This is a genomic window from Aquabacterium sp. (assembly GCF_035476535.1).
Lineage (GTDB): Bacteria > Pseudomonadota > Gammaproteobacteria > Burkholderiales > Burkholderiaceae_C > Pseudaquabacterium.
In genome coordinates, this window is record NZ_DATILJ010000025.1 from 1 (window position 1) to 22,825 (window position 22,825).

General features: G+C 68.2%; 18 protein-coding genes. 11 read left to right on the forward strand and 7 right to left on the reverse strand.

The features are described 5' to 3' along the window. The 4 genes from VLK61_RS02895 to VLK61_RS02910 all read left to right on the forward strand — a co-directional run. On the forward strand, nucleotides 1-708 hold a 708-nt coding region (locus VLK61_RS02895), incomplete at its 5' end, for a TonB-dependent receptor (RefSeq protein WP_325418107.1). A 13-nt stretch (nucleotides 709-721) separates the two neighbouring features. After that, nucleotides 722-1,411: a Fe2+-dependent dioxygenase gene (locus tag VLK61_RS02900; RefSeq protein WP_325418109.1), complete on the forward strand. Its 690-nt coding sequence runs from the start codon at nucleotides 722-724 to the stop codon at nucleotides 1,409-1,411. A 54-nt stretch (nucleotides 1,412-1,465) separates the two neighbouring features. Further along, nucleotides 1,466-1,741 (forward strand): PepSY domain-containing protein, encoded by a 276-nt coding sequence (locus tag VLK61_RS02905; protein WP_325418111.1) that lies wholly within the window; start codon nucleotides 1,466-1,468, stop codon nucleotides 1,739-1,741. Further along, complete coding sequence (locus VLK61_RS02910; protein ID WP_325418113.1) at nucleotides 1,738-2,286, forward strand: cytochrome b/b6 domain-containing protein; 549 nt, start codon at nucleotides 1,738-1,740, stop codon at nucleotides 2,284-2,286. Before VLK61_RS02905 ends, VLK61_RS02910 begins: the two co-directional genes overlap by 4 nt. Nucleotides 2,287-2,306: 20 nt before the next feature. On the opposite strand, the gene VLK61_RS02915 is transcribed toward VLK61_RS02910, so the two are convergent. The 3 genes from VLK61_RS02915 to VLK61_RS02925 form a co-directional block, all read right to left on the reverse strand. Next, on the reverse strand, nucleotides 2,307-4,514 hold the full coding sequence (locus tag VLK61_RS02915) for a TonB-dependent siderophore receptor (protein WP_325418115.1): 2,208 nt from the start codon (nucleotides 4,512-4,514) through the stop codon (nucleotides 2,307-2,309). Between the two features lie 218 nt (nucleotides 4,515-4,732). Further along, nucleotides 4,733-5,902, reverse strand: coding sequence for an MFS transporter (locus tag VLK61_RS02920; protein ID WP_325418117.1), 1,170 nt, complete (start codon nucleotides 5,900-5,902; stop codon nucleotides 4,733-4,735). A 226-nt stretch (nucleotides 5,903-6,128) separates the two neighbouring features. Then, nucleotides 6,129-6,290: a hypothetical protein gene (locus VLK61_RS02925; RefSeq protein WP_325418119.1), complete on the reverse strand. Its 162-nt coding sequence runs from the start codon at nucleotides 6,288-6,290 to the stop codon at nucleotides 6,129-6,131. 97 nt (nucleotides 6,291-6,387) lie between these two features. Between VLK61_RS02925 and VLK61_RS02930 the strand changes: the two genes are divergently transcribed. From VLK61_RS02930 to VLK61_RS02940, 3 genes are read left to right on the forward strand one after another with little or no spacing between them, the layout of a single operon-like run. Next, nucleotides 6,388-7,347 (forward strand): Bug family tripartite tricarboxylate transporter substrate binding protein, encoded by a 960-nt coding sequence (locus VLK61_RS02930; RefSeq protein WP_325418121.1) that lies wholly within the window; start codon nucleotides 6,388-6,390, stop codon nucleotides 7,345-7,347. Nucleotides 7,348-7,364: 17 nt separating this feature from the next. Beyond that, on the forward strand, nucleotides 7,365-8,396 hold the full coding sequence (locus VLK61_RS02935; RefSeq protein ID WP_325418123.1) for a zinc-dependent alcohol dehydrogenase: 1,032 nt from the start codon (nucleotides 7,365-7,367) through the stop codon (nucleotides 8,394-8,396). Further along, nucleotides 8,389-9,003: a hypothetical protein gene (locus VLK61_RS02940; protein ID WP_325418125.1), complete on the forward strand. Its 615-nt coding sequence runs from the start codon at nucleotides 8,389-8,391 to the stop codon at nucleotides 9,001-9,003. The genes VLK61_RS02935 and VLK61_RS02940 overlap by 8 nt, the downstream gene beginning before the upstream one ends. Here VLK61_RS02940 and VLK61_RS02945 read toward each other — a convergent pair. Next, a complete protein-coding gene (locus VLK61_RS02945) occupies nucleotides 9,000-9,461 on the reverse strand; it encodes an Lrp/AsnC family transcriptional regulator (RefSeq protein ID WP_325418127.1) in 462 nt (153 codons plus the stop codon). The two genes, VLK61_RS02940 and VLK61_RS02945, sit on opposite strands and share 4 nt — an antisense overlap. Before the next feature lie 99 nt (nucleotides 9,462-9,560). On the opposite strand from VLK61_RS02945, the gene ilvB reads away from it, so the two are divergent. Beyond that, nucleotides 9,561-11,372 (forward strand): biosynthetic-type acetolactate synthase large subunit, encoded by a 1,812-nt coding sequence (gene ilvB / locus VLK61_RS02950; protein ID WP_325418128.1) that lies wholly within the window; start codon nucleotides 9,561-9,563, stop codon nucleotides 11,370-11,372. On the opposite strand, the gene VLK61_RS02955 is transcribed toward ilvB, so the two are convergent. Continuing rightward, the gene (locus tag VLK61_RS02955) at nucleotides 11,349-12,407 is read right to left on the reverse strand and encodes an AraC family transcriptional regulator (RefSeq protein ID WP_325418130.1); all 1,059 of its coding nucleotides are present in this window, start codon (nucleotides 12,405-12,407) and stop codon (nucleotides 11,349-11,351) included. The genes ilvB and VLK61_RS02955 overlap by 24 nt on opposite strands. Nucleotides 12,408-12,552: 145 nt before the next feature. Here VLK61_RS02955 and VLK61_RS02960 point away from each other — a divergent pair, with 145 nt between their 5' ends. The 3 genes from VLK61_RS02960 (at nucleotide 12,553) to VLK61_RS02970 (ending at nucleotide 16,933) form a co-directional block, all read left to right on the forward strand. Continuing rightward, nucleotides 12,553-14,301 carry a carboxylesterase/lipase family protein gene (locus VLK61_RS02960; protein ID WP_325418132.1) on the forward strand — a complete coding sequence of 583 codons (1,749 nt, stop codon included), beginning with the start codon at nucleotides 12,553-12,555 and terminating at the stop codon, nucleotides 14,299-14,301. A 77-nt stretch (nucleotides 14,302-14,378) separates the two neighbouring features. Beyond that, nucleotides 14,379-15,749: a pyridoxal-phosphate dependent enzyme gene (locus tag VLK61_RS02965; RefSeq protein WP_325418134.1), complete on the forward strand. Its 1,371-nt coding sequence runs from the start codon at nucleotides 14,379-14,381 to the stop codon at nucleotides 15,747-15,749. Then, nucleotides 15,746-16,933 (forward strand): trans-sulfuration enzyme family protein, encoded by a 1,188-nt coding sequence (locus tag VLK61_RS02970; protein WP_325418136.1) that lies wholly within the window; start codon nucleotides 15,746-15,748, stop codon nucleotides 16,931-16,933. The genes VLK61_RS02965 and VLK61_RS02970 overlap by 4 nt, the downstream gene beginning before the upstream one ends. Nucleotides 16,934-17,023: 90 nt before the next feature. Here VLK61_RS02970 and VLK61_RS02975 read toward each other — a convergent pair whose 3' ends face one another. Both VLK61_RS02975 and VLK61_RS02980 read right to left on the reverse strand, forming a co-directional pair. Further along, nucleotides 17,024-20,146 carry a TonB-dependent receptor gene (locus tag VLK61_RS02975; RefSeq protein WP_325418138.1) on the reverse strand — a complete coding sequence of 1,041 codons (3,123 nt, stop codon included), beginning with the start codon at nucleotides 20,144-20,146 and terminating at the stop codon, nucleotides 17,024-17,026. Between the two features lie 42 nt (nucleotides 20,147-20,188). Further along, nucleotides 20,189-22,822, reverse strand: a complete 2,634-nt coding sequence (locus tag VLK61_RS02980; protein ID WP_325418140.1) for a glycoside hydrolase family 2 protein — start codon at nucleotides 22,820-22,822, stop codon at nucleotides 20,189-20,191. Nucleotides 22,823-22,825: the final 3 nt, after the last annotated feature.

Genomic DNA, 22,825 nt, shown 5'->3' on the forward strand with positions numbered 1-22,825 from the left:
TACCACGCGTCCTACGGCACCTCGTTCAACACCTCGGGCGACGCCTACCAGTACGACGCACCCGGGTCGAACACCGGTCCCGAAGCCAGCCGCAACATCGAGGTCGGCGCCAAGCTCGACCTGCTGGGCGGCCGCCTGAGCACGCGCTTCGCGGTCTACCACGCCACCAAGTACAACGAGCGCAACCGCGATTCACCCACCAACCAGCCGCTGGAGCAGTACCTGCTGTCCGGCAAGCGCCATACCGCCGGTGTCGACATCGACATTGCCGGGCGCATTACGCCGCAGTGGGAAGTGTTTGGCTCGTATGCCTGGATCCCGGTGGCCAAGATCGACGTCGGCAGCGTGCCGCTCGCCGATGGCACGACCACCTCGATCAGTGGTGAACGCCAGGGCGATCGGCCTTCGCTGACGCCGCGCCACAGCGGCACGGTCTGGACGACCTACCAGTTCGGCGAGCAGTTCCGCGTCGGCGCCGGCATCAACGCGCGCAGCTCGCAGACGCCGAACCGCAACCCGGCGGGCATCGTCGCGCCGAGCTGGGTCACCGGCGACCTGCTGTTCGAATACACGCCGACGCAGCAGCTGGGCTTCAGGCTGAACGTGCAGAACGTGACCAACAAGATGTATGCCGATTCGCTGTACACCGGTCACTACATCCAGGGCGCGCCGCGCACGGTGCAGCTGACAATGACCACCCGGTTCTGATCCTGTCCGCGCCATGCTGCTGCACGTCAAGAACGTTCTCACGGCCGACGAGTTGCGCCAGGCCCGCACGATCCTCGATCGTGCGGCCTGGGGCGACGGCCGTGCCACGGCCGGTGTGCAGTCGGCGCAGATGAAGAACAACGAGCAGCTGCCGCAGGACGGTGCCGAGACCCGGGCGCTGCAGCAGATCGTGCTCGGCGGGCTGAACCGGCATGCGCTGTTCTTCTCTGCGGCGTTGCCCAAGCGGGTGTTCCCGCCGCTGTTCAACCGCTATGGCGGCACGGCCAACGCGTTCGGCAACCATGTCGACAATGCCGTGCGCTTCATTCCCGGCGGCAACGGCGAACGGGTGCGCACCGATGTCAGCTGCACCCTGTTCCTGAACGAGCCCGACGACTACGATGGCGGCGAGCTGATGGTGGAAGACACCTTCGGCGCGCAATCGGTCAAGCTGCCGGCCGGCGACATGGTGCTGTACCCCGGCACCAGCGTGCACCGCGTGCAGCCGGTGATCCGCGGCCAGCGCCTGGCCAGCTTTTTCTGGCTCGAGAGCATGGTGCGCAGCGACGAGCAGCGCCGGCTGCTGTACGACATGGACACCCACCTGATGCGCCTGCGCAGCTCGGTGGGCGAGACCGATGCCGGCGTGGTCGGGCTGACCGGCACGTACCACAACCTGCTGCGCATGTGGGTCGATGTGTGAGGCCCGTGCGCTGTCGTTCTCAATCTGACCCTGACCCTGCGAAAGGACCCCACCATGAAGAAGCTGATGACGATCTGCGCGGCCGCGCTGGCCTTCGGCGCCGCCAGCAGCGCCTACGCGCAGCACGCTGAAAAGTGCGAGCCGATTCCGAAAGAGGAATGGCGGCCGCAGGCCGAACTGGAGCGCAAGCTCACCAACCAGGGCTGGAAAATCAGCCGCGTGAAGATCACCAACGGCTGCTACGAGGTCTACGGCCGCGACGAGAAGAACGGCAAGGTCGAAACCTTCTTCCACCCCAAGACCTTCGACGTGGTGACCGCGCCGAAGTGAGCGGCCCGGCCCCGTCCCTGCGGGTGTGGGACCGCCTGGTGCGCGTGCTGCACTGGGTGCTGGTGCTGGCGGTGGCCGGCGGCTGGCTCAGCACGTTCTGGCTGGGCTTCACGCATCAACCGGTGGGCTACCTGGCGCTGGCAGCCGTGCTGCTGCGCGTGGTGTGGGGCTGCACCGGCTCGCGCTACGCACGCTTCACGCAGTTCCTGCGCTCGCCGCGCATGACGCTGGCCTACCTGGGCCTGCTGCTGCGGCATCGCGAGCCGCGCTACCTCGGCCACAACCCGCTGGGCGGCTGGATGATCGTCGCGCTGATGGGCTGCGTGATCGGGCTGGCCGTCACCGGCTGGCTCTACACCACCGATTGGTTCTGGGGCGATGAACTCGTCGACCAGCTGCACCAGGCCTTGGCCTGGACGCTGCTGGGACTGGCCGCGCTGCACGTGCTCGGTGTGGTCTTCACCAGCTGGCGGCACCGCGAGAACCTGGTCCGCGCGATGGTCGACGGCCGCAAGCGCGGGCCGGATGCACACGACATCCACTGAGGGCCTCATGACAGCCCTGGCTACCAGCGGTAGGCCACCGATACCACCGCGCGGCGCTGGCTGCCGAACCAGCAGTCGCCGCGCTCCAGGCAGCTTGCGAGGTAGGTCTTGTTGGCCAGGTTCGTGACGTTGAGCGCCACGCGCCAAGCCTGGTGCTCATAGGCCAGCAGCGCGTCGACCAGCGTGTACGAGGGCACGAACACGCTGTCGGTGCCGTCGCCTGTCCTGGCGACATGGCGCACACCGAGGCCAGCCTTCAGCCCCGGCAGGCCGTAGGCGCCGAAGCGGTGCAGTGCCCAGAGGGCCGCCTGGTGCTTCGGAATGCCCGCCAGCTGGGCCCCGAGGTAGCGCACATCGTCGGCCGTGGTGCGGCTGACGACGGCATCGGTGTAGCTGTAGTGGCCGACCAGGTCCCAGGCGCGCAGGTGAGCGGCCATCTCCAGTTCCAGGCCCTTGACGCTGACCTCGCCGCGCTGCACCGAGAAGCCGACCCGCACCGGATCGGGCGCCAGCCGGTTCAGCTCCTTCAGGCGGTAGACGGCGGCGCTGGCGTTGATCGGCCGGTCGGCAGGTGACCACTTGAGGCCGGCTTCGATCTGCTTGCCGCGCTTGGGCTTGAACAGGTGGCCGTCGGCATCGCTGCCGGCGGTGGGGTCGAAGGACTCCGAATAGCTGGCATAGGGCGACCAGCCCGGGTCGGCCAGCCAGACGGCGCCCAGGTTCTTCGACGTGGCCGAATCGCGCACGTCGCCGGTCCTGGCGCGGTCGTGCCGCAGGCCGGCCACCAGCACGAAGCGGTCGCCGAACTTGACCTGGTCCTGCAGCAGCAGGCCGGTGTTGCGCACATGGCTGCTGTCCAGGACGTCCGGGGCCGTGCCGGCCATCGGATCCGCGAAGCCGCCGTACACCGGGTGGTAGACGTCCAGCGGCGTCGCGTCGCCGTCGTTCCAGTAGCCCTGCGCGTTGCGGTTCGTCATCGTGTCCACACCCATCAGCACGGTGTGCCGGGTGCTGCCCAGCGTCAGCCGGCCTTCGAGCAACAGGTCGGCATTGCCGATGCGCGCCTGGTTGTCGGTGCCGTACCAGAGCCGGTTCATGTGGGTTCCGTTCGGGTCCGGGTTGCCACCGGCATCGACGAAACCATCCCACCAGGCCGCGTACATCGAGCGCATGCCGCCGGTGATGCGGTCGCGGCGCAGGCTGTGCCGCAGCGTCCAGTGCTCGCCCAGCTGCTGTTCGAGGCGCCAGCCGAAGCGCTTGCGCTCACCGCCGTACCAGTCCCAATCCGGCTCGCCGATGAACAGCGATGGCGAGATTGGCCCATGCGGCGCCGGCAGCAGCGTGCCTTGATAACCCAGAAAGGCGTTGGTGTTGCCGCTGCGGTCTTTCTGGTACTCGGCGAACACTGTCAGCGTGGTGCCGGGCACCGGTTGCCAGGTCAGCGAGGGCGCCACGAAGCTGCGCTCGTCGTAGGCATGGTCGACCTGGGTGTTGCTGTCCTTGCCGAGTGCCACGAGGCGGTAGCGCAGGCTGCCGTCCAGGTTGAGCGGCCCGGTCAGGTCGGCCGCCAGCTGCTTGTGGCCATGGCTGCCGAACTGCAGCTCGACGTCGTGCAGCGCCTCGGCCTGCGGTCGCTTGGACACCAGGTTGACCACGCCGCCCGGGCCGTTCTGTCCTGCGACCACCGAGGCCGGGCCGCGCAGCACCTCGATGCGCTCGAACGCGAAGGGCTCGTTGCGCATCACGCCCCACCAGCCGCTCAAGGGCAGGCGCAGCCCGTCGAGCAGCGTGGAGCCTTCGCTGCCGCCGCGCAGCGAGAACCAGTCGCCGCGGTTGTCCAGGCCATACATCTCGGCGCGCACGCCGGCGGTGTAGCGCAGCACGTCCTGCATCGTCTGTGCGTTCTGGTCCTTGATCTGATCGGCCGTGATCACGGTGATCGACTGCGGCACCTCGTTCAGCGGTGTGTCGGTCTTGGTGGCCGTCGCGCTGCGGCGTGCGGCATAGCCGGTGACCGGCGAGGTGGCGGTCTCCTTGTCCGCGGCCGCCTTGACACGCACCACCGGCAAGGTGGTTTCGCCGGTCGCTGCCGCGCTGCTGGCAGGCAAGCCTGGGGAAGGGGCGCCGTCGCCCGGGGCCGCTGCCTGCACCGGGATCGCGACCCAGACCAGCGTGACGGCACCCGCGAAGAGCAGCCAGAACAGCAGCGCGCCGAGACGATTCTTCATGCCAGGCTCCGTGAGCCACGCCGGAGGCGCGGCAATGCTTGCGGACTGGCTGGCGGAGGCTGGCTGCGAGGATCACCCACCCGGCACGGCAGGGGCGCGGCGCAGGGGCTTGCGGCAAATTATAATCGAAATGATTCGTATTTGAGGTGCTGCGCGCCAGCGGCGTCTGCGCCCGGCCAGTCCCAAAAGGGGCAGGCAGTGGCCGCTGGCGTTGAGCGCTAGGCCACGGGCCGCGGTGGGTAGGGCAGCACCAGGCCGATGCTGGCGAGTTGCATCGCCAGCATCGCCGCGGCCAGCGGCACGATCGAGTCGCCGGCCATGAACGGCGCCACCCCCTGTGTGCCGAGCGAGCCGACGCACAGCAGCGCCAGCACCAGCAGCGCCGAGGCACGGCCCAGCTGCGCCGACGGCAGCGTGAGCGCGTCGCCGAAGGCCGGCGGCCCGCGCACGGCCAGTGCACCGCAGAAGCCGGCCCAGAACACCGCGACGGCCGCAAACGGCAAAGCGCTTGTCACAGCACCGATGAGCAACGCGCTGCACAGCCCGACCTGGATCCAGGCGCCCAGGTGCACCGCACCGCCGTTGCCCAGGCTCCGGGCGATGCGCCCCGATTGGCTGGCCATGGCGATGAAGGCGCTGACGCCGATCACCTGCAGCGCCGCGAAGGCCGAGGGCGGCAGGTGCAAGGCGTTGGCCAACAGCTGCGGTGCGCTGGCCACGAACATCAGCAGCGCGCCGACACTCAGCGCATGCGACAGCGCAATGCGCACGAAGCGGCGGTTGCGCAGGATGTCACGCCAGCCGCTGCGTGCGGCCAGGTCCAGCCCCGGCAGCCGCATCGGCGCGACGCGCACGACGAAAGGCAGCACGGCCAGCGCGATGCCGGCGACGATCCAGAACAGGCCGCGCCAGTCGATCAGCTGCAGCAGCAGCGCGCCCAGCACTGGCCCGGCCGCCGGCACGATGGCTTCGACCATCGAGATCGCGGCGATGCCCCTGACCACGCCGGCGTCGCCCAGCGTCGCGCGCACGACGCTGGGCGCGATCACCGTCGCCGCGCCGGCGGCAATGCCTTGCACGAAGCGCATCACCAGCAGTGTTGTGATGCCCGGCGCCAGCGCGCACGCGGCGCTGGCCAGCACCAGCGCCCCGATGCCCCATTGCAGGCAGCGCCGCGGCCCCAGCCGGTTCAGTGCCTCGCCCCACAGCAGCTGCGACAGCGCCAGCCCGGCCAGGAAGATGGCCACGGTCGCCTGTGCCGCCGTGACGCCGATGCTCAGCTGGGTCTGCAGCACGGGCACGGCGGGCAGGTACAGGTCCATTGCCAGCATGCTGGTGGCGGTGACCAGGGACAGCGGCAGCACGGTGCGGATGGTGGCAGTCGACATGGCGGGCGATGGTATGCCGCAATGCCGGGCGGGTCATAGGCGACAAAGTGATCATCACCCCGATCCGGCCGCTCGGCCGACGGAGGCCCGGAATCTCATGGCGATGACACTATGGCAACACCCCGAACGACATTGTCGATTCCCGAAGCGCCCTGCAGTCCGTACGCTAGAGGCCTTCTCGTTCCTGCCATGCGGTCTTGCCTTGACGGTCCTGCCTTGATTGTGTTCACTGCGCAATTGCTGCGCGCGCCGTGCGCGCCGTCAGTTCCGCAAAGATCTGCGCCATGGTCGATTCCAGCAAGGGCAGCAGCGGATGCGCGTCGACCTTCCTGCGCAAGAGCGCCAAGACCTCCCTGCCTGCCTTCTTGCTGAGCGGTCGATGCGTCACCTCGGGTGGCGCGTTGGATATGGATCGTATACACCATCGGTCTTTGCGGTATGGATGAACTTCACCAAGAATGGAGCCTCGTCAAGCTGGAGACATCATGAAGAGAACGATTACCTTGGCATTCGCCTTCGGGCTGAGTGCTGCGGCCATGGCACAGGCCTGGCCCACCAAGCCGGTCCGCATCGTCGTGCCCGCCCCGGCGGGCAGTTCCCTGGACGTCATCGCGCGCACGCTGGGCGACAAGCTCAAGGACCGCTGGCAGCAGCCGGTCGTCGTCGACAACAAGCCGGGCGCGGGCGGCATGCTGGGCATGGACGTGGTGGCCAAGGCCTCGCCCGACGGGCACACGCTGGGCATCGGCTTCAACGGCCCGGTGGCCTTCGGCCCGTACATGTACAAGAAGATGCCCTACGACCCTGCCAAAGACCTGCTGCCGGTCGTGTTGACGACGTCGCAGCCGAACGTGCTGGCGGTACAGGCGAGCAATCCGGCCAACACGCTGCCCGAGTTCGTCGCCTGGGCAAGGAAACAAGGGGGCAAGCTGAGCTACGGCTCGGTCGGCAACGGCAGTTCCTCTCACCTGACGATGGAGCTGTTCAAGAGCGTCGCCGGAATCGAGGCCGTGCATGTGCCCTATTCGGGCTCGCCGCCGGCCGGCACCTCGCTGGCCGCCGGCGAAACCCAGGCGCTGTTCACGGTGGCGCCGGCGCTACTGCCGCTGGTCCAGGGGCAGCGCGTCAAGCTGATCGCGGCAACGAGCGCGCAGCGTACCGAGCCGATGAAGAATCTGCCGACGGTGGATGAGTCCGGCTACCCCGGGTTCGAGGCCTTGGCCTGGAACGGCCTGTTCACGGCAGCGGGTACGCCGCCAGATGCAGTCAACCGGATCAACGCCGACGTGAATGCCGTGATGAAGGACCCTGCGGTGCGTGAGCTCCTCGCGAAACAGGGCTTGATTGTCGGTGGCGGCACGCCTGCCGAATTCAAGGCATTTATCGACAGCGAAGGCAAGAAGTGGGGCGCGATCATCAAGAAGGTCGGCATCACGATCGATTGATCGACCCAGGAATTGACATGAGAGCGTTGCGCAAGACTCAGGCGGCCGCCGGCCTCGAACTGGCCGATGTTCCGATGCCCGAAGTGAATTCGCCCGACGACGTGCTGGTGCGCGTCACTGCCACCGGGATCTGCGGCAGCGACCTCCACGTCGACGACTGGACACCCAGCTATGCCTTCATCACCCAGAGCCTGCCCGTCACGATCGGCCACGAGTTCGTTGGCGTGGCGCAGACCGGTCCGCTGCGCGGCCAGCGCGTTGTCGTGCGGCCATCGGTGACCTGTGGCACCTGCCCGGCCTGCACGTCCGGGCGGCATGATGCCTGCGAGCGCCGCACCGGCATCGGCATGACGCGCGACGGCGCGTTCGCCCCGTGGGTGCGTGTGCCGACGCGAAATTGCGTGCCGGTGCCGGACGGCGTCAGCGACGAGCTCGCAGCCTTGACCGAACCCTTGTCGATCTCGATGCAGGCCCTCCGAGTGGCGGGCAAGGTGGCCGGCCAGCGTGTGCTCGTGATGGGGCCTGGCACCATCGGCCAGGGCATCGCGGTGCTGGCACGTCGCGCCGGTGCGGCGCAGGTGGTGGTCAGCGGCCGTGACGACGCGGCGCGGCTCGACGCATTGCGCCGCATGGGTTTCGATGCGCTGGTGGATGTGGCTGACAAGTCGCTGGCCGAATCGACGGCGCCGTACACCGGCGGTGAATCGTTCGACGTGGTGTTCGAGGCCACCGGCGTGCCCGAAACGATCAGCGAAGCACTGCCGCTGCTGCGCCGCAACGGCATCGTCGTCATCACCGGCATCCACGCGCGCCCCTTGTCGCTGGACCTGACGGCGCTGGTGCGCAAGCAACAGCAGCTGCGTGGTTCGTTTCGGCCCCCGGAGTCGGACTGGCCGCAGGCGCTTGCAATGATGGGCGAGATCGGGGATGTCCTGAAGCCGATGGTGAGCCATGTCCTGCCCTTGTCGCAGGCCCTGGATGGATTTGCGCTGGCCCACGGCAAGCAGGCGAGCAAAGTGCTGCTGCGTCCCGAGGACTGCGATGGCTGAGCCGGCAACGGCGCTGCTGGCGCTGTGGAACGACGTCGACCCCGCACTCGACGCGCAGTACAACGAGTGGCACGCCCAGGAGCACGTGCCGGAGCGGCTCACGGTGCCCGGCATTCTTTGGGGTCGCCGCTATCGCCGATCGAGCGCCGATGCCGCGCCTCTCTACCTGACGCTGTACGGGCTGCGCGACGCCGAGGTGCTCGACAGCGCAGCCTATCAACGGCTGCTGCAAGCGCCGACGCCGATGAGCCGCACGATGCGGCCAGCCTTGCGCAACGTGTCGCGCTGGGTTTGCGCGCTGCACGAACAGCCGGCACTCGACGGCGGGAGCGATCTGGCGATCTGGACACTGGCCGACGATGCCGAGCCGGCACGCGCCGACGACGACGCGCTCGTCGGCGCTTGCCGTGGCCCTGATCGACTGCTCGCCGAGCGACTGCCGCAGGCGCGCCCGCTGCCTTGGCTGCAGGCCGGCCAGAGCCAGGGCATCGAAGGTCGCTGGCTCGTCGGGCTTCCGTTTGCGGCCAGCACGCCCGCCGTGGCGCCCATCGGCAGCCTGGGTGCTTATGCGCGCCTGCCATCAACAGGTCGAAGGCCTCCCTACTAACGCCGCAACGGCAGCGGGCTCTGCTTCAACTGCCGCAGCACGAAACTCGACTTGCTGTGGCGAATCCCGGGGATCTTGTACAGCCGCTCGCGCAGCAGGCGCTCATAGTCGCGCGTATTGCTGACGGCGATGCGGATGTAGTAGTCGTAGTCGCCTGAGACCAGGTAGGCCTCCAGCACTTCAGGGATGGCTTCGAGCGCCCGGCCGAAGTCCAGCAGCGATTCATCGGAATGGCTGTCGAGCGTGACCTGCACGATCACCGTGTCGGGCAGTCCCACCTTCTCGGCGTCGACCCGAACGGTGTAGCCCTGGATCACGCCGGCTTCTTCGAGCCGCTTGATGCGCGTCCAGCAGGGGGAGGCCGACAGGCCGACCTCGGCGCTGAGGGCTTGCATGCTGATGCGTGCGTCGCGCTGCAGCGCCTGCAGGATGCTGATGTCGAACTTGTCCAGCGTCATTTTGTGAATATGGCGATTTGCAGTCGAATCTTCTGAACTCTACGGCGAGGAGACGGAAAGAAGAAGAACTTTCTGCCCGATTCGCAGCATAGTGTCGGCATGAACGCTGTGCTCGATCGACCCTTGCCCTGTGGCGAAGACCTCGCCGCGCCCGTGGCCGCCTGCGCCACGCCGAACGGCGCCGAAGTGCTGATTGCGACGCTGCTGGACATCGGTGTCGACACGGTCTTCGGTTATCCCGGCGGTGCCGTACTGCCGCTGTACGACGCGCTGCACGGCGCGCCGCAGCTGCGCCATGTGCTGGTGCGGCACGAGCAGGCGGCGGTGCATGCCGCGCAGGGTTATGCGCGAACGACGGGGCGCGTCGGCGTGGTCTTCGTGACCTCGGGTCCGGGCATGAGCAACACCACCACCGGGCTGCTGGATGCCTTGTGCGATTCGGTGCCGGTGGTCTGCATCAGCGGCCAGGTGGCGACGACGGCCATCGGCACCGATGCCTTCCAGGAATGCGATGCGCTGGGCATCTCGCGCTCGGTGACGAAGTGGAACGTGCAGATCCGTGATGCGGGGATGGTGGAGCCGACGCTGCGCAAGGCCTTTGCCGTGGCCGCCGGCGGCCGGCCCGGCCCGGTGCTGGTGGACTTGCCGAAGGACGTGCAGCTTCAGCCTTCTCGCCGCTGGCAGGGCGAGACTGGCATCGCCGCCCCATCACCCACCCGGATGTCGACGCGCGGCCAGCTGCAACTGGCCGCCCAGGCCATCGCCGCAGCGAAGCGGCCCGTGCTCTACGGCGGCGGTGGGCTGGTCAACTCCGGTGCTGCCGCCTGCGAGGCCTTTACCGCGTTGGCCTGCAGCACGGCGGTTCCTTGCACGCTGACGCTGATGGGCCTGGGCGCCTTCCCGGCCTCGCATGCGCAGTGGCTGGGCATGCTGGGCATGCACGGCACGCTGGAAGCCAACCTGGCGATGCACCACGCCGACCTGGTCGTGTGCATCGGTGCGCGTTTCGATGACCGGGTCACCGGCCGGCTGGATGCCTTCTGCCCGGAAGCGAAGATCGTGCACATCGACATCGACCCGAGTTCGATCAACAAGGTCGTGCGCGCCGACATCCCGCTGGTCGGCGACTGCGGACTTCTGCTCGCGCAATTGGTCGAGCACGTCGACGCGATGGGGCTCGATGCGCAGCGCCTGGCGCCGTGGTGGCAGCGCATCGAGGGCTGGCGCGCGCAGCGCTCGCTGGCCTTCGTCGACACGCCCGAGGTCATCGCGCCGCAGGCGCTGATGGCGCGGCTGCAGGCGCAGCTGCAGGGCCTGGACGCCATCGTCTCCACCGATGTCGGCCAGCATCAGATGTGGGCTGCGCAGCACCTGCGCTTCGAGCGGCCGCAGCGCTGGTTGACCTCGGGCGGCGCCGGCACCATGGGCTACGGGCTGCCGGCGGCGATCGGCGCGCAGATTGCGTTTCCGCACCGCACGGTGGTCTGCGTCAGCGGCGATGCGTCGATCCTGATGAACATCCAGGAACTCGCCACCGCCGCGCAGCACCGCACCCCCGTCAAGGTGGTGCTGTGCAACAACGGCCACATGGGCATGGTGCGGCAGTGGCAGCAGCTGGTGCACGACGGACGCTACAGCCACAGCTACAACGCGGCGCTGCCGGATTTCGTCGCGGTGGCGCGGGGCTTCGGATGGTTGGCCCGGCGTGTCACGCATCGCGCCGAACTCGATGATGCGCTGGCCGAGTGCCTGGCCAGCGAGGGCCCGTTTTTCCTGGACGTGCAGGTCGCCGCCGAAGAGAACTGCTATCCGATGATCCCCGCCGGCCGCGGCCACCACGAACTGCTGCTGGGCCCACGGCCTGAGAGCCTGGGGCCGAATCCGCCCTCAGCCTTGCGGCCGCGTCGATGAGGCGCTAGGTGCCGTGTCAACGCCGAAGCGCAGCCGGTACTGCGCCGGCGATTGCCCGAACCAGCGCTTGCAGGCGCGGAAAAAATTGCTGTCGTCCTCGAAGCCCAGCAGGTCGGCCACGCGCTTCAGCGAATTGCCGGGCGTGCGCAGATGCTGCTGCGCGAGTTCCCGCCGCGTGTCGTCGAGCAGGCGCTGGAAGGAGCTGCCTTCGCCGTGCAGGCGGCGCTGCAAGGTGCGGTCGCTCAGGTGCAGCGCGGCCGCGATCTGTTCGCGCCGCGGTTCGCCCTGATCCCCCTGAGCCAGTCGCGCGGCAATCAGCTGCTGCACCCGAGCGCAGGTGATGCGCGCGCCTTCCAGTCGTTCGAGTTCGGCATCGACGATGCGTTCGTGCAGGCTGGCCATCGCCGCATCGCGGGCCGACAGCGGCACCGCCAGATCGGCATGGCTGATCAAGGCGCGGTTCTGCGGCTGGCCGAAGCGCACCGGGCAGCGGAAGGCGGTGTGCAGCGGCGCGGCGTCGGCCGGTTCGGGGTAGACGAATTCCACCGCCAGCGCATCCAGCCCGCGGCCGATGAACCAGCCGCAGGACACCACCATCGCCAACATGCCGAACTCGGCGCGCTGTCGCGGCACGGGCCGCTCGCCGCCCAGGTGGCCCAGCGCGATCCAGTGGCCGGGCCCGTCTTCGGTGATCGAGAAGGTCGCCGCGTTGCTGACCACGTCCATGTAGCGCACCAGGCGGCGCAGCGCCGTCAGCAGCGTGGGGCAGGACATCATGGCGTAGCGCACGATGCCGAAGTTGGCATAGGTGATCGCCAGCTCGCGCGACAGTCCCAGCGTGGCCCTGCCCGAATGCTGCACGGCCAGTTCCCACAGCAGGCTGACATCGTCGATCGAGAAGCGGCCGTTGGGGTCGTCGAGCAGGCGCAGATCCAGCTGTGCTTCTCGGAACAGCCGTTGCACATCCAGCCCTTCGGCGCGGAACATGTCGACCACGCCCCGCACCCAATCGGACGAACTGCTTCGCTCGATCATCCTTGTCTCCTGGCCTCATTGCGGGAGGCTCGTATTGCGCAGTGAGAGTGGCGCTGCAAAGTCAGTGAATTGGCCGCTTCGAGACACTGCCGCCACAAGACTGCCAACCTAGCATAGCCGACCACCCCCGCGCCGGAGACCGCACATGCACTTCAAACCAGGATTCACGCTGGCCTTGGCACTGGCCAGCTGCGTGGCCATGACGGCCTGCCTCGATTCGGGCGACGACGATGTGCCGCCCACCGTGCGCGAAACGGCCTTTGGCGCCGTCGAAGGCAGCGACGATTCGGCCGCCACCGGCACCTATGCCTGGAAAGGCGTGCCCTTCGCCAAGCCGCCGGTCGGCGCGCTGCGCTGGAAGGCGCCGGCCGATCCGGACGCCTGGACCACGATGCGGTCGACCAAGAAGTTCGCCAATGCCTGCGTGCAGTACGGCCGCATCTACGGCCCGGGCACGAACAACACCTATGACGCGACGATCGCCAGCACGCTGAACCAGGCCGTGGGCAGCGAGGACTGCCTGTACCTGAACATCTGGCGGCCGGCGAGCGACGAGACCAGGCTGCCGGTGATCGTCTTCATCCACGGCGGCAGCAACGTCTCGGGCTACACCGCCGACCCGGTGTACGACGGCGCGAAGCTGGCGAAGACGGCCAATGCGGTGGTCGTCACCGTCAACTACCGGCTCGGCATCTTCGGCTTCTTCAACCATGCTGCCTTGAAAGGCGGCAGCAATGCCTCGGAGGACTCGGGCAACTTCGCGATGCTGGACAACATCAAGGCGCTGCAGTTCGTCAACCGCAGCATTGCCGCGTTCGGCGGTGACCCCGGCAACGTCACGGTGACCGGCCAGTCGGCCGGCGCCATCGACGTCTATGCGCTGCTGACCTCGCCGCTGATGGTCAATGCGCCGAGCAAGCTGATGCACCGCGCCGTGCCGCTGAGCGGCGGCATCTCGTTGGCCAGCAACCTGCCGGCCGGCAGCCTGCCGACGCTGAACCCGGCCGCGGTGTCGCTGGCCCAGGGCGCGGCGCTGCTGAACAACCTGCTGATCGCCGATGGCAAGGCCACCGACAGCGCCAGTGCCGCGGCTTACGCCGCCACGCAGACCCCGGCCCAACTGGCCGACTACCTGCGCGGCAAGGACCCGGCGGTGCTGCTGGGCACGCTGCTGGCCAAGCTGGCGGCGCTGGGCCTGGCGGGTTCGGGGCCGATCCCCGATGGCGCGGCGCTGCCGGTCGATCCGGTGTCGGCCATCAACGCTGGCAACTACCTCAAGGTGCCGGTGCTGGCCGGCAACACCCGCGACGAAGCCAAGCTGTTCCCGAGCTTCCTGGCCTTGTCGCCGGCACTCGGTGGCGTCAGCGGCCGGCTGGTCAGCGACGCCACACTCTTCAACACGCAGTTCAGCTACAAGCCCGATGCGGCGCCGACGGTCACCGTCGAGCAATGGATTCCGGCTGTCTACCTGCCGGTGGGCACGCCGGTCACCGGCTTCAATGCCAAGACCGATCTGCTGAACCTGATCTTCTTCACCGCCAGCCGCGACAACGTGCTGAGTGCGCTGAAGTCGCAGCAACCCGGTGTCTGGTACTACCGCTTTGACTGGGCCCAGGAACCGGCGCCGTGGAACGACATCTACGGCGCGGCCCATGCGTTCGACCTGCCCTTTGTCTTCGGCACTTTCGGCCCGTCGCTGTTCGCCAACGTGGCCAACAGCACGGCCAACCAGCCTGGTCGGCTGGAATTGTCGGACGCGATGATGAAGAGCCTGGGCGCCTTCGCCCGCAACGGCGACCCGAACAACGCGGCGCTCGGTGTCACCTGGCCAGCCTGGCCGGCCCAGCTGTTGTTCGATGCCACGCTGACAGCCAAGCGCATCACGGTGCAGTGAGGCGCGTCGCGGCCTGTTGAGGCCGCGCCACAGCCCGCCGCGTGACAAGGGCAGGGTGGCAGGCGCACAGTAGCGGGATGACCAGCCCCCGACCTGCAGTCCTCGACCTGATCGGCAACACACCGCTGGTGCGCATCACCCGCCTGGACACCGGTTGTTGCGAGCTATCCCTGAAGCTCGAGTCGCAGAACCCCGGCGGCTCGATCAAGGACCGCATCGGCGTGGCGATGATCGAAGCTGCCGAGCGCGATGGCCGGCTGGCCACCGGCGGCACGGTGGTGGAGGCCACTGCCGGCAACACGGGGCTCGGCCTGGCCCTGGTGGCGCGCGCCAAGGGCTACCGCGTGGTGCTGGTGGTGCCGGACAAGATGTCGGCCGAGAAGGTGCTGCACCTGAAGGCGCTGGGCGCCGAGATCCACACCACGCGCAGCGATGTAGTCAAGGGCCACCCGGCCTACTACCAGGACATGGCCGCCCGCCTGACGCGTGAGATCCCCGGCGCCTTCTTTGCCGATCAGTTCAACAATCCCGCCAACCCGCTGGCCCACGAAACCGGCACCGGGCCCGAGATCTGGGCGCAGATGGCGCATGACGTGGATGCCATCGTCGTCGGTGTCGGCTCGGGCGGCACGCTGACCGGGTTGACACGTTTCTTCCGCCGCGTGCAGCCGCGGCTGAGCTTCGTGCTGGCCGATCCGGTGGGCTCGATCCTGGCCGAATACACGCGCAGTGGCCGGATTGGAGAAGCCGGCTCGTGGGCGGTGGAAGGCATCGGCGAAGACTTCATCCCCGGCATCGCCGACCTGTCCGGCGTGACCCATGCCGAATCGATCAGCGACACCGAGAGTTTTGCCGCGGCACGCGAACTGCTCAAGACCGAAGGCCTGCTCGGCGGCTCGTCCACCGGCACCTTGCTGGCCGCCGCGCTGCGCTACTGCCGCGCACAGACGGTGCCGCAGCGCGTGGTCAGCTTCGTCTGCGACACCGGCACGCGCTACCTGAGCAAGGTCTACAACGACGGTTGGATGGTCGACCAGGGCCTGCTGGCGCGCAAGCGTTACGGCGACCTGCGCGACGTGATCTCGCGCCGCGCCGAAGATGGCAGCGTGGTCAGTGCGGCGCCCGACGACACCTTGCTCACAGCCTTCCAGCGCATGCGCCAGGCTGATGTGTCGCAACTGCCGGTGCTCGACGGTGGCCGGTTGGTCGGTGTCATCGACGAAAGCGACCTATTGCTCAAAGTGCACGGCGCCGCGGCGCTGTTCCGCGACCCGGTCAGCAGCGCGATGACGGCGGTGCCCCAGACGCTGCGGCCCTCCGCGACCTTGCACGAGCTGGAAGACGTGCTGGACCGCGGTCTGGTTGCGATCATTGCCGATGATGCAGGCTTCCACGGCCTGATCACCCGTTTCGACCTCCTGAACCACCTGAGAAGAACCTTGACATGAGCCACGACAAGACCCACCGCTTTGCCACCCGGGCGATCCATGCCGGCCAGTCGCCGGACCCGAGCACCGGCGCGATCATGCCGCCGATCTACGCCACATCGACCTATGTGCAAGCCAGCCCCGGCGTGCACAAGGGACTGGACTACGGCCGCAGCCACAACCCCACACGCTGGGCCTGGGAGCGCAATGTCGCCGACCTGGAAGGCGGTGCGGTGGCCTTCGCGTTTGCCTCCGGCATGGCCGCGACAGCGACGGTGCTGGAACTGCTGCCGGCCGGCGCCCATGTGGTCAGCGGTGACGATGTCTACGGCGGCACCTTCCGACTGTTCGACAAGGTGCGCCGGCACAGCGCGGGCCTGAGCTTCAGCTATGTCGACCTGGCCCACCCCGAGACGCTGCTGGCCGCGCTGACGCCGCAGACCAAGATGGTCTGGGTGGAGTCGCCGACCAACCCGCTGCTGAAGCTGGCCGACCTGCGCGCGATTGCCGAGATTGCCAGGTCGCGCGGCCTGATCACGGTGGCCGACAACACCTTTGCCAGCCCCTTCAACCAGCGGCCGCTGGAGCTGGGCTTCGACATCGTCGTGCACTCGGCGACCAAGTACCTGAACGGGCATTCCGATGTCATCGGTGGCGTGGCCATCGTTGGCGCGGACGACCGGCTGGCGCCTCTGCGCGAGCGTCTGGGTTTCCTGCAGAACGCGGTCGGTGCGATTGCCGGCCCGTTCGACAGCTTCCTCGCGCTGCGCGGGCTGAAGACGCTGGCGTTGCGCATCGAGCGCCACAACCGCAATGCGCTGGACCTGGCGCAGTGGCTGGAAGCCCAGCCGCAGGTCGCGCGGGTGCACTACCCCGGGCTGCCCTCGCACCCGCAGCATGCGCTGGCCAAGGCGCAGATGCACGCGACCGGTGGCGGCTATGGCGGCATGATCTCCGCCGAGCTGAAGACCGACCTGGCCGGTGCGAAGCGCTTCCTCGAGGCCGTGCGCATCTTCGCGCTGGCCGAAAGCCTGGGCGGTGTCGAGAGCCTGATCGAGCACCCCGCGATCATGACCCACGCGACGATCCCGCCCGAGACACGCGCCAAGCTGGGCATCGGCGATGCGCTGGTGCGGCTGTCGGTCGGCATCGAGGACGTCGAAGACCTGCGCGCCGATCTGGCGCAGGCGCTGGCCGTGGTGTAGCCACGCTGCGCGCACACGCCCGCCGCCCGATCAGAAAAAACGGCCGCCGATCCTCTCGATCGGCGGCCGCTTCGTTGATGCCTGCGCCCGTCAGAAGGTGTAGCGCATCGACACCGCGTAGCGCGGACCCGAGGCCTGCCAGACGTGGCCCTTCATGCCGATGTTCTGCTGCATCATCTGCTTGTAGACCGCGTTGGTGACGTTCTGCGCCTCGAAGCCGATCGACAGCTTGTCCTGCAGCAGCTTGTAGTGCACGCCGATGTCGAGCTGGCCGTAGTCGTCAGCCCACAGCGGCAGGCCCAACGGCAGGTTGTGGTTGCCGTAGTTCGGGCTGGCCGGGTTGGTGTCGAGCGCATCGGTCTGGTTCGGGCCGGTGTTGTCCGAGTTCAGCGCCACGCCGTACAAGTACTTCGACCGCCAGCTGTAGGCCACGCGTGCCGACAAGGGGCCCTGGTCGTAGAGCAGCGCCAGGTTGAAGGTGTGCTTGGACAGGTTGGCCATCGGCAGGCCGGTGAACGAGCGTCCGTCGGTATCGCAGCCGTTGATGTTCAGGTTGATGTTGTCAGCCCCGCCGCCGCTGGTGCAGTACTTCGAATACACCGTGTTGTAGCGGTCCTGCTTGCTGTCGACGTAGGTGTAGTTGGTCTGCACGCCGAAGCCTGACATCCAGCCCGGCAGCCTATCGAAGTAGCGCTGGAACGCGAGTTCCACACCACGCGCCTTGCCCTTGGCTCCGTTGACCGGACCGGTGATGTTGAAGTCGAAGAACTTGCCGTCGGCCGCGGCGATGCGGGTGCTGAAGGTCTGGTTGAGGATGATGTCCTTCAGGTCCTTGTTGAAGGCGGCCACGCTCAGCGAGCCGGCCTTGCTGAAGTACCACTCGGCGCTCAGGTCCATCTGGTTCGAGCGCACGGGCTTGAGCAGCGGGTTGCCCGAAGCCGTGCCATTCAGCGTCATGCCATCGACCACCGTCACCTCGGAGCCGTTGACCGTCTCCTTGTGGGTGCTGAACGACGAGCTCATCGTCGTGTAGCCCTGCAACTGCGTGAAGTCCGGCCGCGAGATGGCCTTGGCCGCTGCGAAGCGGAATTGCAGGTCCGGGCCTACCTTCATGCGCAGGTTCAGGCTCGGCAGCGCGTTGGTGTAGCTGTTCGAGGTGCTGATCGGCGTGCTGAACGAGCTGAAGCTGGGCACCTCGCCGATCGTGCTGGTGGCGCCCTGGGGCGCGGCGTTGGTCGTCAGCACCGCAGCGCCGGTGGCCCGGTTGTCGGTGCGCACGATGCGCAGGCCCAGGTTGCCGTCCACCGGGTACTTCAGGTCGTCGAAGCCGAAGCGCAGCTGCGAGTACACCGCCTGGGTCTTTTCGCTCTGCTTGTTGAGGCTGGACAGGTCGTTGGCGTCGAAGGTCGCCGGCGTCCAGGGCACGCCGGTCCAGTTCTGCTTGCAGAGGTCGGCGCCCGCGCCATGCTTTTCTTCGCACAGCTGCGTGGCATAGCTGTGCACTTGCTGGTAGCTGCCCGGGAAGCCCGCCGCCACCGACATGTCGGGCATGATCACCGGCACCACCGAGCTGCGGCCGCCCATGAAGCCGTCCAGGCTGTGCAGGTGCGTGGCTCCGGGAAAGCGCGACAGGTAGGCCAGCGTGCCCAGCGGCTGCCAGCTTTCGTTGCCGGCCTGCCAGGTCTGCGACACGGCGGCCCAGTGGTAGGACGGGTTGGAGTTCTGGGTCGTCGCATCGCGGTCGGTCAGGCGTACGCCGAAGCGGATGTCGCTGAGCACCGGATGGTCGAACTTGAAGCGTGCGTCGCCCTTCCAGGCCTTCTGCTCGCCGGTGGCGCGGTCCATGTGCTCCATCGTGAAGCCCCAGTAGTACTTGGAGGGGTCGTTCAGCGTGGCGATGTCGGCGTTGTCGAACACCAGGCGCGGGATCGAGCCGTTCAGGTCCCAGGTCTGCTTGGCCATGTTCACGCCGGTGGCCACGGTGGAGTCGAAGCCGGAGGTCTTGGACTTCACCAGCTGCAGGTCCGAAGTGAGCGTCCAGCGGTCGTCGGGGGTCCAGCTGAAGTTCCAGGCCAGTTCGTCGGTCTTGGAGTTGCGGTCGAAGAAGCGCGTGCTGGCGTTCATCGGGATGCCGGTGGACGCCGAGCTGTTGGACAGCGAGCCCGACGTCAGCACGCCGTCGCCGTCGAACTTGGCGTTCGACAACACCATGTCGTAGGGGTTGTAGCTGGCCTGGATGGTGTACTCGTCCCAGTAGAACTTGTACTGGGAATGGAACAGCGACAGCGAGGACTGCATGTCGCCCTTGCGCCACTGCAACGCGCCGTAGGCGCCATCACGCGTGCGCTCGTACTGCAGCGAGCGCCAGCCCATGGCCTTGGGGAACCACTGGCCGTTGACGGCTTCGTAGTACGCGCTGCCGTCCGCCCGCGTGCGCTTTTCCGTCACCGGGTAGTACGGATCGACGAACACGCTGTCGGTGCGCACGCTGCTCTCGGAATGGGCCACGTCGACCAGCGCGCCGAAGCGGCCGAACTCGGTGTCCCAGGTGTTGGTGAGCAGGCCGCTGTATTCGGGCCGCGTCGTGCCGCGCAGCTTGGCGGTGCTGGCCTTGACCGAGGCCGAGCCCTTGAAGCCGTTGTAGTCGAAGGGCATCGCCGTGCGCAGGTTGACCAGGCCGCCGATGGCGCCTTCGATCTGCTCGGCTGAAGGGTTCTTGTAGACGTCCACGCCGGACATCAGCTCGGGCGGCACGTCCTCGAAGCTGAGCATGCGGCCGCCGTTGGCGCTGAAGGACTCGCGGCCGTTGAGCTGGCTGCTCACGTAGGTCAGGCCGCGGATCAGCACGCCCGAGCCTTCCACCGAGTAGCGGATCGGGTCGTTGCGGGCCTGGGTACGGTCCATGGTCACGCCCACCACGCGCTGCAGCACCTCGGTGACCGAGCGGTCGGGCAGCTTGCCGATGTCCTCGGCGACGATGGAGTCGACGATTTCGTCGGCGTCCTGCTTGAGCTTCTGCGACGAGATCATCGACGCACGCTGGCCGGTCACGATGATGGCCTGCGGCTTGTCCGCCGCCTCGGTCTTGCTGGCGGCCGGCGCGGAGGCCGCCGTGGCCGGTGCCGGCGCCGACTGCGCCAGCGCCAAGCTGCTCCACAGCAGGGCGACATGCGCCGCCGCGACCGACACCGCTGTCTTCTTGAGTTGTCTCATCTCATCTACCTTTACTTCGAGGGTTTTCAGCTCAGGTCCCCGTCAGGGACGACTAACGCGCGCGGCAGGTGCCGCCTCAGCTCCGGCGAGGTCGGGTCGACGTCCTCGTTCTTCGCCGGCAACCGGTGCGTCGGCCGGTGGGCCGATGTCCTGGTTGCGGCTGCCCAGTGGGGGGCTCAGTGGGGTGTTCTGTGTCGGCTGATCCAGCGCCGTCCAGCGCAGGGATCGCGGTGTTGCGCCCTGCAGCGCTACCGAACATGGCGCGCCGGGCATCAGGTCGATGAAGTTGTCGCTGAACGTCGTGCCGGGGGCTTCCAGCCACAGGCCCTTGACGGGGACATCGCAGCTCATGCGCAATGACGCACCATCGCGCTGGAAAACCGGGGCCGCGGCCGCGAGGGGGTGAAACTTGAACGGCTCGGGCCAGGCGCAGTCGCGCGCCGGTTCGACCAGGCCATCGCCACCGAGCGCCCGGAGCTCGCCGACCACCGCTTCGTTGAACGGCGGCAGCGGCAGCTCCAGTTCGGTGCTGGCGTTCGCCAGCGCCTGCACCTCCAGCCGCGACTCGTGCAGGCAGCGGCCGTCCAGGCTGAACAGGCGCAGCACCAGCCACAGCTCGCGCTGCTGCGTCGCATTCATCACCGCCACCTGCGCGCCCTGCGGCGTCAGCCGCAGCGCCACGGCCAGCGGCGCCAGCGCGCGGCGGATGGCATGCCAGGCCGGCTTGACGGTGCCGGCGGCGTCGATCAGCGCCCAGCTGGTGGCCGGCCAGCAGTCGTTGAGCTGCCAGACCAGCGCGCCGCCCACCGCGCGCGCGCCGGGCTGCTGCCAGCGCCGGCGGAAGTCCTGGTAGGCATAGCGCATGGCCTCGGCCTGCACGAACTGCGTGGCGTAGACATGCTCGGCCAGCGTGGTGCCGACACGCAGGTTGTCGGCCAGGTACACCGCCAGCCGGCGGTGGCCGTCGGGCACGCCGGAGCCAGCCTTGTTGTGCCAGGTGACCGTGCGGCTTTCCGGAAAGCGCTCGGCCGGTGGCAGTGCGGACTCCAGCAGCGCCAGCGAAGCATGGGACTGCATGCCGAACTCGCTGACGAAGCGCCCCTGCACTTCGCCGTAGCGCTGGTAGGGCAGCATCTGCTGGTGCCACACCTCCCAGCTGTGGCGGTCGCCGACGCTGGGGTCGGACGACAGGCTGATGCCGTCCGGGTTGGGCGAATAGGGGCTGCCGGGCCAGTAGGGGCGGGTGGGGTCCAGCGCGCGGCAGACCTCGGGCAGCAGCTGCTCGTAGAGGGCGCGGGCGGCGAAGGCGTCCGGTGCCGCAGCGGGACCGTAATTGCCAATGGACTCGGCCACGGCGTAGTCCTCGTTATTGCCGCACCACAGCGCCAGGCAGGCGTGGTGGCGCAGGCGTGTGACGGCGGCTTGCGCCTCGGCGCGCACGCTGTCCTGGAACGCCGGGTGGGCCGGGTACATGCCGCAGGCGAACATGAAGTCCTGCCAGACCAGCAGGCCCAGCTCGTCGCAAGCGTCGTAGAAGGCGTCTTCCTCGTAGATGCCGCCGCCCCAGACGCGCAGCATGTTCATGTTCGCCGCCGCGGCCTGCGCCACGCGTTCGCGGTAGCGCGCGGGCGAGATGCGCTCCAGCAGGCTGTCGTCGGGAATCCAGTTCGCGCCGCCGGCGAAGAACTCGACGCCGTTGACCTCGAAGCAGAAGCTGGAGCCCGCCTCGCCCTGCACCGGCGCCTGCACCAGGCGCAGCGTGCGCAGGCCGATGCGGCAGCGGTCAACGGCCAGCGTGCGCTCGCCGTCGGTGACGCGGGTGCACAGCGTGTACAACGGCTGTGCGCCCAGGCCGCGTGGCCACCACAGTTGGGCGTTATCGACCACCAGCGCGGCCTCGGCCACGCCGGCCGGGTTGGATGTCGCGGCCACGCGGCGACCATCCGGGCCCAGCAGTTCGTGTTCGATGTGCAGCCCGTCGGTGGCGCCGGCCAGCCGCGTGTGCAGCCGCAGCGTGGCGCGGGCGGTGGCCAGGTCCAGCTGCGGGTGGCATGCGACATCGGCGATGCGCAGGTCCCAGCCGTGGCGCCGCACCGGCCGCCACGGTCCGCTGGTCAGCAGCACGGGGCCCCAGTCCCAGCCGAAGTGGTACTGCGCCTTGCGCGCATACAGGCGCGCGCTGTCGCCGTTCCACAGCGCGCGCTGGCCGAACGCGGCTTCCTGCTCGCGCGCGCGCTGCAGCGGCGGGTCGAAGCGCAGCAGCAGTTCGTTGGGTCCCGGGCGCAGCAGCGCGCGCACGGCCACCCGCAGGGGCACGAACATGTTGTCCGAGTCCAGCAGCCGCGTGCCGTTGAGCCAGGCGCTGCAATAGGTGTCGAGCCCGTCGAAGACCAGATCCTCGTGCGTCGAGAGTTGGGTGGCTTCGAACACCAGACGCCAGGCCCAGCTGCGTTCACCCACCCACTGCACTTGCGCTTCGTTCATGCCGAAGAAGGGGTCGGGCATGCGCCCGGCCGCCAGCAGCGCGCCATGGGCGCTGCCGGGCACGGCCGCGGCGATCCATTCGGACGGGGGCAGGGCGCTGATGGCAGCCACTTCGGCGCCGGCGGGCACTTCGGCGAGTTGCCAGCCGCTGTGCAGATCAATCAGGTTTTCGGGATTCACAGGTGTGGGCACGGA